This is a genomic window from Oleiphilus sp. HI0043, assembly GCF_001634935.1.
Genome location: NZ_LWEY01001897.1, coordinates 1 through 1394 on the forward strand (window position 1 = coordinate 1; position 1394 = coordinate 1394).

Here is a 1394-nt window from a genome sequence, read left to right on the forward strand (position 1 = left end):
ATAAGAACTGCCATTAAGTGCGATAGACTCTTCAGCGGTGCACCGCTGAAGAGTCTATCGCACTTAATGGCAGTTCTTATCCTTCAGTAATCATCTCTGCCAGCGGTATGGCAAGTGGTGGCAGAGTTTTACACCACTTAAAAAATCTCTTACCGCATCATCAGCACAGTATCGTTTTTATCGGATTTCAGGCACCTGGAACGCGAGGTGATACCCTGGTCAGTGGTGCTGCTGAAGTCAAAATACACGGCCAGTACTACCCTGTGAAAGCGGAGGTTTATCATAGTGGTAGCCTGTCTGCCCACGGCGACTATCAAGAAATTATTGACTGGTTGCGTGCGTCAAAGATCTCCCCCAAGCAAGTGTTCGTTACCCATGGTGAGCGTAGTGCCTCTGACTCAATGCGTATGAAGATAAAAGAGCAGTTGGGTTTGAAAGCTTGTGTACCGGAGCCTGGTCAGGAATTTGAACTGAATTAGTAAATAGTCTCGGTCAATAATTAAGGTTGGATATGGAGCAATTTCAGTTACTAGAGTTTATTTCAGGAATCGGGGTATTTCTATTTGGTATTGATCAACTAGAGAAGGCCTTGAAGGCTTTAAGCAGTCGTTCCTTGAAAGTCATGCTGCGCAAGCATACAACTCATCCTTTAAAGTCGATACTAGGTGGGACGGTCGCAACAGCCATTCTGCAGAGCAGTTCGGTTGTTGGCTTAATGACGCTGGCCTTTGTCGGGGCCGGTATTCTCGATATGCGCAATGCGCTGGGGATCATTCTAGGGTCTAATCTGGGAACAACGTTTACCGGCTGGATCGTTGCAACCTTGGGCTTTAAGCTCAGTTTGTCTGCTTTCTATCTACCGATGCTGGGTCTGGGGTGTTTAGGTTTAGTTAGCTTTGGTGATGATAAAAAGCTCCGTCACATGAGTCGCCTATTAATGGGCTTAGGGCTGTTGCTGATGGGCTTGGTGCTGATGAAAGATAGCATTGAGGCTTTTTCGCAAAGCTTCGATGTCTCTATATTCAAAGAGTATGGAATTTTTGTTTTTTTTCTAGTGGGCGTTATCTTCACGGCCATCATTCAATCCAGCTCCGCGACAATGATGATCACCTTGAGTGCACTTAATGCTCAAATAATTGGATTAGATCAAGCGGCGGCATTAGTGATCGGTGCAGACCTAGGAACCACCGGCACTGTTATGCTCGGTGCCTTAAAAGGAACGCCAATTAAAAGGCAGGTGGCAGCAGCGCACTTCTTTTTCAACCTGATCACCGATTTATTGGCACTCCTATGTTTGCCTTTGCTGTTGAAAATTATCAATGATGTCTACCAAGTCGAAGACCCTTTACTTGGTTTGGTCGCCTTCCACAGTACCTTTAATGTAATTGGTATTT

Annotated in this window: 2 protein-coding genes and 1 pseudogene; all 3 read left to right on the forward strand. The window is 45.6% G+C overall.

Annotated elements, in window-relative coordinates; genetic code table 11:
• Positions 1–53: 53 nt before the first annotated feature.
• Positions 54–206 (forward strand): annotated as a pseudogene (locus A3729_RS34760) (MBL fold metallo-hydrolase); the annotation flags it as partial.
• Positions 180–479 carry an MBL fold metallo-hydrolase RNA specificity domain-containing protein gene (locus A3729_RS29255; RefSeq protein ID WP_369820169.1) on the forward strand — a complete coding sequence of 100 codons (300 nt, stop codon included), beginning with the start codon at positions 180–182 and terminating at the stop codon, positions 477–479. The pseudogene A3729_RS34760 and the gene A3729_RS29255, both read left to right, overlap by 27 nt.
• A gap of 32 nt (positions 480–511) precedes the next feature.
• Positions 512–1394, forward strand: an 883-nt coding sequence (locus A3729_RS29260) for a Na/Pi cotransporter family protein (RefSeq protein ID WP_197476260.1), incomplete at its 3' end; no start/stop codon positions are given.